Below are 13,418 nucleotides of genomic sequence, written 5' to 3' on the forward strand. Positions count from 1 at the left end.
ATCGACCACACTGGCCTTCCCGTGAACATCAACTTCGACCTCAACGACCTCCAAGCTTTCCGCGCCGTGGTGGACAAGGGCAGTTTTCGGGGGGCCGCCGAGGCCATCCGTATCTCACAACCGGCCCTCAGCCGGCGTATCGAAAAGCTGGAGTCCGCCCTCGATGTAAAGTTGTTCGAACGCACCACGCGGCGGGTCAGCCTGACCATGGTCGGGCGAGCGTTCCTGCCCCAGGTGGAGCGCATACTCGACGACCTTGATATCGCCTTGATGGGCATCAGTAACGTCGCGTCTACGCGCATGGGTAACGTCACCATCGCCTGTGTGCCGTCCACCGCTTACTACTTCATGCCCCACGTAATCTCCGAATACCACAAGCTGTACCCGAAGATTCGCCTGCGGGTGCTGGACGCCAGTGCCGGTGAGGTGTGCCACGCGGTGGAAAGTGGCGAGGCAGATTTCGGCGTGAGTTTCAGTGGCAGCCTGGCCGACGAGGTCGAGTTCGAGCTGCTGTTTCAGGAGCGCTATGTGCTGGCCTGTCGCCGTGATCATCCGTTGGCCGAGCGCACGAGCGTGACCTGGACCGAGGCTTACGAGCACGACTACATCACCGTGGACAAAACCTCGGGCAACCGCTTTCTGCTGGACCAGGCCTTGCGGGGTGTGCGCGTGAAAAAGCCAAGTATTTGCGAGACCCACCACGTGACCACGATGATCGGGCTGGTGGAGGCGGGGTTGGGCGTGGCAATGGTGCCGTCGATTGCGATGCCGTCGGGCACCCACCCCATCCTGGTGAGTGTGCCGCTGGTCGAGCCGCAGGTGATGCGCCATGTGGGCTTGATAAAACGCCGCGGGCGGACCTTGCCGCCAGCGGCGCTGGAGTTGGAACGGTTGGTGCGGGAGATGCCGTTCCGGTCAGTGTGATACCGAGTCCAGGCCGGTGGATTGCACCACCGGTTGTGCCTCGGGCGAGGCCAGGTAGCGCAGCAATGCCTTGGCCTGGGCCGGGTGCTCGGCGTTGACCGGAATGCCGGCGGCAAAGCGCGTCACCGACTGCACGTTTTCCGGGATCTTGCCGACGAAGGTCACGCCCGGCACCGGCAACAATTCCGCCACCTGCTGCAAGCCCACTTCGTAATCACCCTTGGCCACCTGTTCGGCCACCGGGAGGCGTTCGATCATCGTGCCTTTGGCCGGCATGCCGAGCTTTTTGAACAGCTCCTTCTCGACATACACACCGCTGGCGCTGTCCGAGTACGCCACGGACTTGGCCTTGCTCAGCACCGCTTTCAACTCGGCATCGGTGCCGATTGCAGGCTTGGCTGCGCCTTCCTTCACCACCAGGCCAATCCGCGAGTCCGCCAGTTCGACGCGGGACGCGGGGTCGACCTTGCCCTGTTTGATCAAGTCATCCAGGGCATACCCGACCATGATCACCACGTCGGCATGTTCGCCACGGGCCAGGCGGTTGGGAATCGCTTCCGGCGCCTTGCCCATTGAGGGGCCGAGGATGGTGTCCAGGGTGTCACCGCTTTGCTGGGCGTATTGCGGGCCGAGCAATTTATACGCGGCGGTGAAGCCACCGGAGGTCATCACTTTGAGTTGTTCGGCGTGTGCCGTCAGCGCCAGGGCGCTGAGGGCCAGGGCGGTCAGGGTTTTGAATAATGGCTTCATTACACAGCCCCCTGCATCAGTTGCCCACGGGGGTTGGCGCGACGGTACAACGCGAGGGTCGAGCACAAGGCGCACAGTGCGGCAAACATCATCCAGTAGGCCGGCGAAGCCTTGTCTCCGGTGATGTGAATGAACCAGGTGGAGATCGCCGGGGTGAAACCACCAAAGATCGCCGTCGCCAGGCTATAGGCCAGGGAGAAGCCCGCCACGCGCACTTCCACCGGCATGATTTCGGTCAGGGCCGGAATCATCGCGCCGTTGTACATGCCGTACAGGAACGAGAACCACAGCAGGGTTTCCAGCATATGCGCGAAGCTTGGCGCGTTGACCACGAACGACAGCGCCGGGTACGCGGTGATAACGGTCAGGGCGGTCATTGCCAACAGCACCGGCTTGCGACCGAAGCGGTCGCTCAGGGTGCCGCCGATCGGCAGCCAGACAAAGTTCGACACCGCGACCAGCAACGTCACCAGCAGTGCATCGGAGGTGCTCAGTTGCAGCACGGTTTTGCCGAAGGTCGGCGCATACACGGTGATCAGGTAGAACGCGGTGGTGGTCATGGCCACCATCAGCATGCCGCCGATGACCATGGTCCAGTTTTTCACCAGAGTGGCCATCACTTCGCGCATGGTCGGGCGATGTTTGCGGTTGGCGAACTCTTCGGTTTCCTGCAGGTTACGACGCAGCACGAAGATGAACGGGATGATCACGCAGCCGATGGCGAACGGAATGCGCCAGCCCCAATCGGCCACCACGGCCGGTTGCATCCAGACGTTCAGGCCATAGCCCAATGCGGCGGCGACCACGATGGAGATCTGTTGGCTGCCTGATTGCCAGCTGGTGTAGAAGCCTTTGCGGCCCGGCGTGGCCATTTCGGAGAGGTAAACCGATACACCCCCCAGCTCTGCACCCGCAGAGAAGCCTTGCAGCAAGCGGCCCACCAACACCAGCAAGGGTGCCCACAGACCGATGGTTTGATAACTCGGCACCAGCACGATCAGCAAGGTCCCGCTGGCCATGATCGACAGCGTCACGATCAAGCCTTTGCGGCGACCCACGTCGTCGATGTAGGCACCCAAAATGATCGCGCCCAGTGGACGCATCAGGAAGCCTGCACCGAAGACGGCGAAGGTCATCATTAATGACGCAAACTCATTGGCGGCGGGGAAGAACGCGGCAGCGATATAGGTGGCGTAGAAACCGAACAGAAAGAAGTCAAACTGTTCGAGGAAGTTGCCCGAAGTAACGCGGAATACCGCACCAACTTTCGAGCGGGCAGAGTCGGGCCGGGAAGGGCTAGTCATGGTTTTGTGTCTCCAGCGTTCTTTTTAAAGTGCTTGTTTCGCTTAAGACCGCGGATAGTGGCTGACACATTTAGAAATGATAAGTGAGTAATTTGGATGCATTGATGCGTCAAGGCTATCAATCCCCAGTCGCGTAAAAAATCCACACCCTGTTCTATGCTTAAGGCGTGACCAATTCTTACGGATGGGAGGTGGCAATGGCTAACGAACAGAAGCGCCAGGATGAGTCGGAGCGTGAGCAACCCGCGCGTCAGCATGAGCAAGAGAAACCGCAGACCTGGAAGCATCCAGATGACGGGCACGAGCTTTCCGAGCGGGATCAGGAGCGCCCGCTGAAACCCTGACAAGCACCTGGTACTCAGTGCAAGGGTGGGCGCGGGCTTGCTTGCAAAGGCGGTGGGTCAGTCAATACAACCGATGACTGGCACGCCGCCTTCGCCAACCCTTCCAGATTGGATGTGTGTTCAGCCCACGATGGGGGTGCACAACTCCACCAGCGTTCCGTCCGGGCAGCGCACATAGGAGACCACTTGCCCCCAAGGCTTGGTGCTCGGTGGCGACAGCTCTTTCGCGCCGTGTGCCAGCGCCTTGGCGTGTGCGATGAACACATCTTCGGTGACGAACCCCACCTCCATGCCCAGTGGCTTCCTGGAGGCATGCGCCTCTATGTGCCCGCCGTCGAAATTCAGTTCGCCCAGTGCATGGGCGGCAAACGAGAGGGTGGTGTCGCCGGTTTCCAATTCGCCATAGGTGCCCGATTCATGCAGGAAACGGCGACTGAAACCGAAAGCCTTTTCGAAGAATGCCAGTGAGGCAGCCACGTCCGGCACGTAGATGATGGTGTAGGCGAATTTCATGATTCAGCAGTCCTTGCTCAGTGAGCCGGCGTATTAAAAGGCCGGCATCGGCTTATGAAACCAACAAAGAAACCGGAAAGCCCAGCGCCAGTACCCAATAGGCCACCACTGCGGCCAGGCACAGGCCGATAAACACGCGCAGCAACGTCCTCGCCGTGGGGTGTGCGAGCAACCTGACAGCCCAGAGGCAGTACCCGGCCACGCCAATGGCCAAGGCGAGAATCACCAGCACGCGCGTGTTCCTGTGACCTTCAAACGCTGATTTATAGCGCCAAAGCCGCCCAATGAACAGTGTGCACATAGACGCAGCCCCCTGGCCTTTCTAAACTGCGGCTTGTCTTGGGGAAAGGGGCAGGCGCCGATGAATCGCAACGAATTACGCAAGGCCGACATCAATCTGATGGTGGTCTTCGAAGCACTGATGCTCGAGCGCAATGTGACGCGTGTGGCGGAGAAGCTGTTTCTCGGCCAGCCCACTATCAGTTCGGCCCTCAACCGTTTGCGTACCCTATTCAATGACCCGCTGTTTATTCGCGTTGGTCACCGCATGGAGCCCACTGCCCGTGCCGAAGAGATCATCCAGCACCTGTCACCGGCCCTCGATTCCCTGTCATCGGCCTTGAGCCTGACCCACGACTTTGACCCAACCCAGAGCACCATGACCTTCCGCATCGGCCTGTCCGATGACGTTGAGTTCGGCCTGCTGCCGCCCTTGCTGCGGGCCCTGCGCCAGGAAGCGCCGCTGGTGGTGTTTGTGGTCCAGCATGTGGATTACTGGCGGATCCCCGACCTGCTGGCTTCAGGCGATATCACTGTCGGCATCACCCAGACACGCGGCCTGCCGGCAAATGCCAAACGAAAACTGCTGCGGCATATTCGTCCCTGCCTGTTACGCGCCGACGCCTCGGACAAACCGCTGACCCTCGACGAATATTGCGCCCGCCCGCATGTGCTGGTGTCCCATACCGCCAACGTGTCCGGGTTTGCCGATGAGTGGCTGGCCGAGATTGGTCGCAAGCGGCATGTGGTGTTGTCCGTGCCGCAGTACAGCGCGCTGCCGGCGTTGCTCGCCGGCACCGACATGATCGCCAGCCTGCCGGACTACACCGCCCAGGCCATGGCGGCCGGCGGCAATCTGTTCTGCGAGCCCTTTCCGTTCGAAACGCCGACCCTGGACTTGTCCATGGTTTGGCTCAGCCATGTCGACACCGACCCGGCGGAACGCTGGATGCGTTCAAGGCTGGAGGCATTTATGAGCGAGCGCGACAGGCTGCCGGTGCTGGCGCCAAAATCTTGAGATAAGCCCTTCAGGGAGAGCCAACGATGACCCTATCCCGTTCCTTGCTGCGCGGACGTGGCAGCCATGACAGCGGCAAGGTGGGTATGGTCGAGCTGTTTTTCGACCTGGTGTTCGTGTTTGCCGTGACCCAACTGTCCCATTCGCTGCTGGCGCATCTGACCCTCGGCGGTGCGGTGCAAGTGGCGTTGATGATGGTCGCGGTCTGGTGGGTGTGGATCTTCACCTCATGGGTCACCAACTGGCTCGACCCGGAGAAAATCCCGATTCGCATCGGCCTGTTCGGCTTGATGGTGGCCGGCCTGCTGTTGTCCTCGTCGATTCCCAAGGCATTTACCGACCGAGGTGTGCTGTTCGCCGGTGCCTACGTCTTTATGCAAGTCGGCCGCACGCTGTTTGCGTTGTGGGCCGTGCGCGGCGAGTCACTGAACATGACCCGCAACTTCCAGCGGATCCTGGCGTGGATGCTCTGTTCCGGGGTGTTCTGGATCACCGGCGCGCTGTTCGAAGGCGAGCAGCGCCTGGCGTTCTGGGCGTTGGCGCTGCTGATTGAGCTGGTCTCGCCGTCCGTGTATTTCTGGGTGCCGGGGCTCGGGCGTTCGACGCTGGCGGACTGGAATGTGGAAGGCAATCACATGGCCGAACGGTGCGGCCTGTTTGTGATTATCGCCCTCGGCGAATCATTGCTGGTGACCGGCGCCACCTTCGCGCAATTGCCCTGTAGCCTGGAAGGCCTGGGCGCATTTCTGGTGGCGGTGGTGGGCAGCATTGCCCTGTGGTGGATCTATTTCGACAGCGGTGCCGAGCGCGCCCATCACCGTATCGCCAGCTCCGCCGACCCGGGTCGCCAGGCACGCATTGCCTACACCTACCTGCACCTATTGATCGTTGCCGGGATCATTGTCAGTGCCGTGGCCGACGAATTGGTGCTGGTGCATCCGGGGCATGCCAGCCAGGCGGGTGTCATGGCGATAATCGCCGGCCCCGGCGTGTTTCTGTTGGGCAGCGCGCTGTTCAAGTGGGTGATGAGTGACCGGCCGTTGCCGCCGTTTTCTCACCTGGGCGGGTTGCTGATGTTGCTGGTGCTATTGCTGCTGGGGTTATCGCAGGTGTTTTCAGCGTTGGCGCTGGGGGCGCTGACCACCGCGGTATTGGTGATCGTAGCGGTTTGGGAAAACCGTTCGCTGCGCAGCCTGGGCGAAGTTTTACAGTGAAAGCGCTCCGATTGCGCTCGGCTGCGTGCTATACGTATGACTCTTTTCCTACAACAATTCGGAGCTTTTCATGCCGCATCTGCACCTGGAATACACCGCCAACCTCACAGGCTTGGCCGTCGAGAAGACGCTGTTGAGGCTCAACAACGTACTGATGGCATCCGGGCAGTTCGGTTCCGAGTTCGATATCAAAAGCCGCGCGGTGAAGGTCGAGAGTTTCCAGGTTGGCACGTCAATCAACCCGCGCGGTTTTATCGCGGTGACGCTGTCGATGCTCAGCGGGCGGTCACCGCAGGTCAAGCAGCAGTTGTCGCAAAGCCTGTTGGCGGCCTTGCAGGACCTGGGTGAATGGCCGGCGAATGTGCAGCTTCAACTCAGTGTTGAAGTGCTGGACATCGATCGCGATTCCTATAGCAAGGTCGCGATCGGCTAAGGGTTACAGCAAGCCCTGGTCCGCACACACCTTCACCACCTGTTCGCGAAACCATGTGTTGGCGCTGTCCTGCTCACTGGTTTCGTTCCACTGCATGTCCAGTGTGAACCCCGGTAAACCGTTGGGCGCTTCGCAATGCCCGAACAGCGTGGCCGGGGCCAGCAGTTTTTGTATGCGGCGCGGCAGGGTAACGATGAAGTCAGTGCCGGTGATCATCTTCAAGGCCGCGCTGTAGCTGTTGGCCCGGGCGATGACCTGGCGCTTGTGGGCCTGGCGTGTAAGCCAGCCGTCAATCATGTTGGTGTCGGATGTCCACGGTGTGGGGAACACGTGGCGCCGCTCGACAAACGCTTGCAGGCTGAACGTCGGCTCGCGCGGTGCCGAGCGTTTATCGAACACGCACACCAGGTCGTCTTCCAGCAGCATCTGGGTCTTGAAGTCTTTATGGGCGCGGTGAAAGTGCGGGCCGAAGCACAGCACCAGGTCGAGGCGGCCTTCGCGCAGGTCATCGGCGGGGATCTCGGTTTCCAGCTTTTGCACGTTGACGATCACCGGCAGGTCGGCGCGGTCGAAGTTCTTCAACAGGCGCGGCAGGATCAACTGTTCGAAGTACTCAGGGGCGCACACATTGAAGGTCACGGCCTGCTGCGTCGGGTTGAAGGCTTGGCCACCGGCATGGCACAGGTTGATGCTTTCCAGGATCTTCTGCACATGCCCGTACATGGTGGTGGCTTTGTACGTAGGGCGCATGCCCGCCCGGGTGTTGATAAACAGCTCATCTTCAAAACTGGTGCGCAGTTTCTTCAGGCTGTAGCTCACGGTGGACTGGCTGACGAACAACGTTTCAGACACCTCGGTAACGCTGCTCTGGTCGTAGACGGCGATAAACACCATCAAGTCCTGCATATCGAGCTTTCTGAGCAAATTACTGTTTAGCATCCATTCCGTCCGGTAAGCCTTGGCACTGAGGCAGCGCGCGACAAAGGCAAAAGCTTAACGGAACGGTCGTACCAATAGAAAGTGCTGTAGGTCGTTTCTATGTTTGGCTTGGGACAAAAAATGTTCGCAACACGACGTCAGCGGATATGTTGCGCGTAATGCTTTGGGTTGAACTGCGTGACGATCAACAGCATCACCACGATCACGGCGGTCAGTGACCACCAGGCCCATTGAAAGCTGCCCAACTGGTCGCGGATCATCCCGGCGATAAGCGGTGACAGGCCGGCAATCAGGTAACCGATGCCTTGCACAAAGGCGGTCAGGCCGCCGGCGCGTCGAGGGTTATCGAGGTGGTCGAGGGACAGGATCAGGCTCATCGGAAACAGGCCGCCAATGCCCAGCCCCAGCAGGCATGGCCACAACAGGCTGAGGTGTTGCGGGCTCAGGATCAGGCCGCAGAACCCTGTGATGATCAGCACCAGCAGCACCGCCACCACCCCGCGTTTGTCCTGGCGGCGGTTGGCGATGGCCGGAGTGAGCAGACCGGACACCACTTCCATCGCGGTCAAGAACCCCAGCAGCAAACCGGCGTTCTGTTCGCTCCAGCCTTGCTCCACGTAGTACGGCGCCAGCCACGCCAGTACGCAGGTGTAGGACGCAGTACCGAGGCCGAAGAAGACCGCCAGCAACCAGGCGCGGCGGTTGCCGAGAAACGACTCCTGTGGGCCGGAACCGCCTTGGGGCAGCGCTGGCATGGCCGAGCGCTGCGCGTACCAGAACACCAACGCCAATACCGCCAGTGCCGCCCAGATCGCCAGGCCGATGCGCCAGCTGCCGGTCTGCGCTTGCACGAATGGCGAGAACGACGCCGCCAGCGCCGCGCCGCCCATGATGGCGGTGACGTACAGGCCCATGAACAGCGAAACGTTATGGCTGAACCGCGACTTGATCAGCGCCGGCATCACCGCCTGGATCATCGCAATGCCCACGCCGGCCGCCATTGCGCTGACGATCAGCGCCAGCGCCGAATCCAGAAACAGCCGTGAGAGCGTGGCAAGACCAATGACTGCCAGCGATATCATCATGCTGCGGTGTTCGCCAAAACGCTTGGCCAGGCCCATGCCAAAGAACATCGCCAGGCCCATGGCCATGACCGGCAGCATGGTCAACAACGCCGCGTTGCTGAACGTTAACGGCACATCAGTGCGAATCGACGACAACAGTGGGCCAATGGCAGCCATCGACGGGCGCAGGTTAAGGGCGACCAGTACAACGCTGATCATCAGCCAGACGGCGGTAGCGGGTTTTGCGTGAACGTTTTCCATGGGCGGGCCTTGAATAGACAAGGGCGAATCAGGCCACGCAGGGGGGAAGGGGGCAAATCAGAAAGTCGTTGGGGCTATCTAAAAATTGCAGGTGACTGATGCACCGCGAATCAAAATGTGGGCTTGCCCGCGAATGCGGTGGATCAGGCAATGAATCTGTGACTGACACACCGCTTTCGCGAGCAAGCCCGCTCCCACAGAGGACGTTCGTCGTTAGTGGGCGCGAATCACATGCTTGATCTCCTGAAACGCCGCCAGCCCCCACGGCCCCAACTCGCGGCCGATGCTGCTCTGCTTGTAACCGCCCCATGCCGTCTGCGGGAAGATTACCTGCGGCGCGTTGATCCATACCAGCCCGGCCTGCAAGGCGTTGGCCACGCGGTCGGCGGTTTCGGCATGGTTGCTCACCACACTGGCCACCAGGCCGAAATCGCTGTCGTTGGCCAACGCGATGGCCTCGTCCACCGAGGCAAAACGGCGTACACACAGCACCGGGCCGAAGATCTCTTCGTTCCACAAGGCACTGTCCAATGGCACATCGGTGAATACCGTCGGGCGAATGAAATAGCCCTTCGCCAGATGCGCCGGGCGATCACCGCCACACAACAACCGCGCGCCATCGTGAATGCCGCGTTGGATGTGCCCCAGCACCCGCTGATACTGCGCACGGTTAATCAACGCGCCCATTTCCACCTCGTCGGCAAACGGCTCCGCCACACGAATACCTTCAGCCCGCGTCTGCAACCGCTGCAGGAATTGATCCGCGAGGCTGTCCGCTACCAGCACGCGGCTGGTGGCGGAACACATCTGCCCGGCGTTGAAAAAGCCGCCGCCACAGGCCAGTTCCACGGCCAGGTCGAGGTCGGCATCGGCCAATACCAGCAATGAAGATTTGCCTCCCAATTCCAGGCTGACGCCCTTGGTGGTTTCAGCGGCGCGTTGCATCACCTGCACGCCCACGGCGTTACTGCCGGTGAAGGAAATCTTCGCGACGCGAGGGTCCGCTGCCAGCGGTGCACCGACGGCCAAGCCGGTGCCGCAGACCAGATTGAACACCCCGGCCGGGAACCCGGCCTCAGCGATAATCCGCGCCAGATGCAGCTCCGCCAGCGGCGTGACTTCCGACGGCTTGAGCACCACGCAGCAGCCGGCAGCCAGCGCCGGGGCGAGTTTCCAGGCGGTGGTGACCATCGGGAAATTCCACGGCACGATCAGCCCCACCACGCCGCACGGTTCTCGGCGCAGGCGCGCGCTGAAATCATCGGCGGGCAGTGCCACCGGACGGTCTTGCCCGGCGTCCAACTGTTCGGCGATGCCGGCGTAGTAGTCGAAGGTGGCGACCACGTCATCCACATCCATGCCCGCTTCAAACAGAGGCTTGCCGTTGTTGCTCGATTGCAACCGCATCAAATGTTCGCGTTGCGCGCTCACGCCCCGGGCGACCTCACGCAGCAGCGCGCCACGCTCACGGCCGGTGCTTTTCGACCAGTCGATGAACGCCGCACTGGCCGCGCCGACCGCTTGGCTCACGGCGCTTGCATCACCGACGCTGACGCGGGCCAGCGTCGCCTCGGTGGCCGGGTTGATCACCTCCAGTACATCATGGCCCGCACGCCATTCACCGCCGATAAACACCCCGTTCACTACTGGGCTCATACCGCTACCGCCTTCATCCAGAGCGCCTGGTCGATTTCAATCAGCGTCGGCCCCTGGCGATCGGCGGCGGCGCGCAAGGCCGTGCGCAGTTGCTCGATGCCCTGGATGCTTTCGGCCACGCAGCCCAAGGCCGTGGCCACGCCGATGAAGTCCGGGGTGTAGATGTCCACGCCGACCGGCTCAATGGAGCGGTTGAGCATGTATTTCTTGATCTCCTCGTAACCCTGGTTATTCCACAGCAACACGATCACCGGCACGCGCGCTTCCACGGCGCTGGCCAGTTCCGGCAGGGTGAATTGCAGGCCGCCGTCGCCGATCAGGCACACCACCGGCTGCCCGTCGCCGCGCCCCAGCCAGGCGCCGATGGCGGCGGGCAGGGCGTACCCCAAGGTGCCGTAGCCGGTGGACGAGTTGAACCAGCGGCGTGGGTGGTCGAGGTTCAGGGTCAGGTTGCCGCTGTACACCGGCTGGGTGGAATCGCCCACCAGCACGGCGTCGGGCAGTGCCTGCAGGACGGTGTCGAGGAACAGGGTTTGCGCGCGCGTGGCGGCGTCCCAGGTGGGCGTCAATTCGGCCCACAAACGAGCGACGCGCTGAGTGCCCCAATCGCTGTGGCGAGCCGGCAGTGGCGTGGTGCTCAGTTCCGCCAGCAAGGCTTCGGCGGCTAGTTGCGCATCGGCTACCAGCGCGACGTGAGGCGGGTAATTGCGCACGGTCTGGTCGGGGTCGATGTCGACCCGCAGCAGTAAACCTGGAAGCTCGAAGCCGCCGGCGAAGGTCACGTCATAGTCGGTTTCCGCCAGCTCCGTGCCGATGGCCAGCACCACATCGGCTTCGGCGACCAGGGCGCGTGTGGCGACCAGCGTTTGGGTCGAGCCGAGCAGCAAGGGGTGTGTGGACGGCAGCATGCCCTTGGCATTGATGGTCAGGGCTACCGGTGCGCCGAGGGTTTCGGCCAGGCGCATCAGGGGTGCGGCGGCATCGATGGCGCCGCCACCGGCGAGGATCAACGGGCGTTTGGCGGCCGCAAGCAACTGGCTCATCTGCTTGACCGCCGACGGCGCCGCACCGGCGCGCGCGACACTGACCGGTGCACTGGCGAGCAGTGCATCGGCGTTTTCGACCAGCACATCCAGTGGAATCTCGATATGCACCGGGCGCGGTCGACCGGCCTGGAACAGCGCAAACGCGCGGGCCAGCACGCCAGGCAACTCTGCTGCCGACATCAACGTATGGGAAAACGCGGCGACGCCGGCGATCATCGCGCCCTGGTTCGGCAGCTCGTGCAACTTGCCGCGTCCGCCGCCCAATTGGTTGCGCGACTGCACGCTGGAAATCACCAGCATGGGGATCGAGTCGGCGTAGGCCTGGCCCATGGCGGTGGTGATGTTGGTCATGCCCGGCCCGGTGATGATGAAACACACCCCTGGCTTGCCGCTGGTGCGCGCGTACCCGTCGGCCATAAACCCCGCGCCCTGCTCGTGGCGCGGGGTGACGTGACGGATGCGTGAGCGCGCCAGGCCGCGATACAGCTCCACGGTGTGCACGCCGGGGATGCCGAACACCTGGTCCACGCCGTAGCGTTCCAGGAGGTTGACCAATACTTCGCCGCAGGTGGCCATACGTGTCGCTCTTGTGATGGATTCGAGGCGGTATTGGACCGGTTGGCCGGTAGCGGCAACAATCGATAAAAAGTCATACTAGCCATGTCCCTACGTCATGGCTGAACCCGATGAAACGCCTTCCGCCGCTGCCCGCGTTGCACACCTTCTGGGTCACGGCCCAGTGCTGCAACTTCACCCGCGCCGCTGAGCACCTGCACATCACCCAAGGTGCGGTGAGCCGGCAGGTCGCCGGGTTGGAACGCCATTTGGGCTACGCGTTGTTCCAGCGCCAGGCGCGGGGCTTGAGCCTCACCGAAGAAGGCCGCGAGTGGTCGTTGCGCGCGCAGCAGGTGTTCGGCCTGATCGGCGATGCCGTGGAGCAAATCGGCCGTCGCCGCGACACCCTGCAACTCAAGGCCTCGACCTGCGTGATGCGCTGGCTGCTGCCGCGCTTGATGCAGTGGCAAAAGGAACGCCCGGAAGTGCCGGTGGAACTCACCACCACCGTGGCTTACACCGTGGACTTTCGCCGCGAGCAATTCGACGCGGCCGTGATCTATGCGCCCATCGCCGAGCAGTCGAGCGAGGCGCGGCACTTGTTTGATGAGCAACTCACGCCGGTGTGCGCCCCCGTATTACTGGCCGGCCTGCGCGTGCCAGCGGACCTGCAACAACAGGTGCTGCTGCACCCTACACGGGATGAGCGGGACTGGGCGTTATGGTTGAAGGCGGCCAATACGCGCTTGAGCAACCTGGCCCAGGGGCATCATTTTGAGACATTGGATTTGGCAATGACCGTGGCCTCCCAAGGGTCCGGGGTGGCGATTGGCGACAGTGCGTTGATTGGCGAGGATGTGAAGGCCGGGCGCTTGGCGACGCCGTTTGAACTGCGCGTGCCGACGGGGATGGGCTATTACCTGGTGTATCCGCCGGGGACTGAACCGTCGGCTGGGTTGGAGGCACTGATGGATTGGTTGGTGAGCCAGGCACAACAGTCTTGGCACTGAAGATCCAAAGGTGAGAGCGGGCTTGCTCGCGAAAGCGATGTGTCAGTCAACGATGCTCTAACTGAACCAACGCCTTCGCGAGCAAGCCCGCTCCCATCGTGTTGACCG

14 protein-coding genes are annotated in these 13,418 nt (G+C 62.0%); 6 read left to right on the forward strand and 8 right to left on the reverse strand.

The genetic code is table 11. The annotated features are described in order from the left end of the window. The first annotated feature begins 21 nt into the window (after positions 1 to 21). On the forward strand, positions 22 to 924 hold the full coding sequence (locus tag CPH89_RS18750; RefSeq protein WP_053254978.1) for a LysR family transcriptional regulator: 903 nt from the start codon (positions 22 to 24) through the stop codon (positions 922 to 924). Here CPH89_RS18750 and CPH89_RS18755 read toward each other — a convergent pair. After that, complete coding sequence (locus CPH89_RS18755) at positions 916 to 1,674, reverse strand: substrate-binding domain-containing protein (protein ID WP_053254979.1); 759 nt, start codon at positions 1,672 to 1,674, stop codon at positions 916 to 918. The two genes, CPH89_RS18750 and CPH89_RS18755, sit on opposite strands and share 9 nt — an antisense overlap. Continuing rightward, positions 1,674 to 2,978, reverse strand: a complete 1,305-nt coding sequence (gene tcuC, locus CPH89_RS18760) for an MFS transporter (RefSeq protein WP_053254980.1) — start codon at positions 2,976 to 2,978, stop codon at positions 1,674 to 1,676. The genes CPH89_RS18755 and tcuC overlap by 1 nt, the downstream gene beginning before the upstream one ends. 197 nt (positions 2,979 to 3,175) lie before the next feature. Between tcuC and CPH89_RS30410 the strand changes: the two genes are divergently transcribed. Beyond that, positions 3,176 to 3,322: a hypothetical protein gene (locus CPH89_RS30410; protein ID WP_167422749.1), complete on the forward strand. Its 147-nt coding sequence runs from the start codon at positions 3,176 to 3,178 to the stop codon at positions 3,320 to 3,322. Between the two features lie 120 nt (positions 3,323 to 3,442). Here the strand turns inward: CPH89_RS30410 and CPH89_RS18765 are convergent, their stop codons facing one another. Continuing rightward, a complete protein-coding gene (locus tag CPH89_RS18765) occupies positions 3,443 to 3,835 on the reverse strand; it encodes a VOC family protein (RefSeq protein ID WP_053254981.1) in 393 nt (130 codons plus the stop codon). Positions 3,836 to 3,887: 52 nt separating this feature from the next. Further along, positions 3,888 to 4,067: a hypothetical protein gene (locus CPH89_RS18770; RefSeq protein ID WP_053254982.1), complete on the reverse strand. Its 180-nt coding sequence runs from the start codon at positions 4,065 to 4,067 to the stop codon at positions 3,888 to 3,890. 129 nt (positions 4,068 to 4,196) lie between these two features. On the opposite strand from CPH89_RS18770, the gene CPH89_RS18775 reads away from it, so the two are divergent. The 3 genes from CPH89_RS18775 (at position 4,197) to CPH89_RS18785 (ending at position 6,779) form a co-directional block, all read left to right on the forward strand. Further along, the gene (locus CPH89_RS18775; RefSeq protein WP_053254983.1) at positions 4,197 to 5,132 is read left to right on the forward strand and encodes a LysR substrate-binding domain-containing protein; all 936 of its coding nucleotides are present in this window, start codon (positions 4,197 to 4,199) and stop codon (positions 5,130 to 5,132) included. Between the two features lie 26 nt (positions 5,133 to 5,158). Next, a complete protein-coding gene (locus CPH89_RS18780) occupies positions 5,159 to 6,346 on the forward strand; it encodes a low temperature requirement protein A (protein ID WP_053254984.1) in 1,188 nt (395 codons plus the stop codon). Between the two features lie 70 nt (positions 6,347 to 6,416). Further along, positions 6,417 to 6,779: a 5-carboxymethyl-2-hydroxymuconate Delta-isomerase gene (locus tag CPH89_RS18785; RefSeq protein WP_053254985.1), complete on the forward strand. Its 363-nt coding sequence runs from the start codon at positions 6,417 to 6,419 to the stop codon at positions 6,777 to 6,779. Between the two features lie 3 nt (positions 6,780 to 6,782). On the opposite strand, the gene CPH89_RS18790 is transcribed toward CPH89_RS18785, so the two are convergent. From CPH89_RS18790 to CPH89_RS18805, 4 genes are all read right to left on the reverse strand, one after another. Continuing rightward, positions 6,783 to 7,718 carry a LysR family transcriptional regulator gene (locus CPH89_RS18790; RefSeq protein ID WP_053254986.1) on the reverse strand — a complete coding sequence of 312 codons (936 nt, stop codon included), beginning with the start codon at positions 7,716 to 7,718 and terminating at the stop codon, positions 6,783 to 6,785. A 137-nt stretch (positions 7,719 to 7,855) separates the two neighbouring features. After that, positions 7,856 to 9,043: a cyanate transporter gene (locus CPH89_RS18795; protein ID WP_053254987.1), complete on the reverse strand. Its 1,188-nt coding sequence runs from the start codon at positions 9,041 to 9,043 to the stop codon at positions 7,856 to 7,858. Between the two features lie 213 nt (positions 9,044 to 9,256). Continuing rightward, positions 9,257 to 10,699, reverse strand: coding sequence for an aldehyde dehydrogenase family protein (locus CPH89_RS18800; RefSeq protein WP_053254988.1), 1,443 nt, complete (start codon positions 10,697 to 10,699; stop codon positions 9,257 to 9,259). Further along, entirely contained in the window at positions 10,696 to 12,321 is a 1,626-nt protein-coding gene (locus CPH89_RS18805) for a 5-guanidino-2-oxopentanoate decarboxylase (protein WP_053254989.1), read from the reverse strand. Before CPH89_RS18805 ends, CPH89_RS18800 begins: the two co-directional genes overlap by 4 nt. 110 nt (positions 12,322 to 12,431) lie before the next feature. Here CPH89_RS18805 and CPH89_RS18810 point away from each other — a divergent pair, with 110 nt between their 5' ends. After that, entirely contained in the window at positions 12,432 to 13,310 is an 879-nt protein-coding gene (locus CPH89_RS18810; RefSeq protein ID WP_053254990.1) for a LysR substrate-binding domain-containing protein, read from the forward strand. Positions 13,311 to 13,418: the final 108 nt, after the last annotated feature.

The sequence above is a fragment of the Pseudomonas fluorescens genome (genome assembly GCF_900215245.1).
GTDB lineage: Bacteria > Pseudomonadota > Gammaproteobacteria > Pseudomonadales > Pseudomonadaceae > Aquipseudomonas > Aquipseudomonas fluorescens.

Coding starts and splice junctions, on each gene's coding strand:
- CPH89_RS18755 (WP_053254979.1), bottom strand. CDS start 1,674: ATGAAGCCATTATTCAAAACCCTGACCGCCCTGGCCCTCAGCGCCCTG.
- tcuC (WP_053254980.1), bottom strand. CDS start 2,978: ATGACTAGCCCTTCCCGGCCCGACTCTGCCCGCTCGAAAGTTGGTGCG.
- CPH89_RS30410 (WP_167422749.1), top strand. CDS start 3,176: ATGGCTAACGAACAGAAGCGCCAGGATGAGTCGGAGCGTGAGCAACCC.
- CPH89_RS18765 (WP_053254981.1), bottom strand. CDS start 3,835: ATGAAATTCGCCTACACCATCATCTACGTGCCGGACGTGGCTGCCTCA.
- CPH89_RS18775 (WP_053254983.1), top strand. CDS start 4,197: ATGAATCGCAACGAATTACGCAAGGCCGACATCAATCTGATGGTGGTC.
- CPH89_RS18780 (WP_053254984.1), top strand. CDS start 5,159: ATGACCCTATCCCGTTCCTTGCTGCGCGGACGTGGCAGCCATGACAGC.
- CPH89_RS18785 (WP_053254985.1), top strand. CDS start 6,417: ATGCCGCATCTGCACCTGGAATACACCGCCAACCTCACAGGCTTGGCC.
- CPH89_RS18790 (WP_053254986.1), bottom strand. CDS start 7,718: ATGCTAAACAGTAATTTGCTCAGAAAGCTCGATATGCAGGACTTGATG.
- CPH89_RS18795 (WP_053254987.1), bottom strand. CDS start 9,043: ATGGAAAACGTTCACGCAAAACCCGCTACCGCCGTCTGGCTGATGATC.
- CPH89_RS18800 (WP_053254988.1), bottom strand. CDS start 10,699: ATGAGCCCAGTAGTGAACGGGGTGTTTATCGGCGGTGAATGGCGTGCG.
- CPH89_RS18805 (WP_053254989.1), bottom strand. CDS start 12,321: ATGGCCACCTGCGGCGAAGTATTGGTCAACCTCCTGGAACGCTACGGC.
- CPH89_RS18810 (WP_053254990.1), top strand. CDS start 12,432: ATGAAACGCCTTCCGCCGCTGCCCGCGTTGCACACCTTCTGGGTCACG.